This is a genomic window from Acinetobacter sp. UBA5934, assembly GCF_002430855.1.
GTDB lineage: Bacteria > Pseudomonadota > Gammaproteobacteria > Pseudomonadales > Moraxellaceae > Acinetobacter.
This window is the reverse complement of record NZ_DJDC01000060.1, coordinates 22426-22734: the sequence shown is the minus strand read 5'-3', so window position 1 is coordinate 22734 and position 309 is coordinate 22426.

Below are 309 nucleotides of genomic sequence, written 5' to 3'. Positions count from 1 at the left end.
TAAAAACTCTTATTTTAATTTTTATTTAGATTTTAAATCAGTATTCTTAAAACCTAAATAATAAAATTATTTAATCGAGGACTACAGATTAAAACTAAAGACTGCGTTCTTTTTGCTCTTCAATGCGAATTTCGATTAAAGACCATACAACAACGAGCATAAACAAGCAAACCGCTAATAGAAAAGTCGAAACATACATCATTCTTTTCAATCCTCATTAAACAAATGCCGAAAAAGGACAGGTGCTTAAAAAATTTTATCTTCGACAAAAGTCTAATAGGTATTTTTTCATCTGAATAGCCACAATTA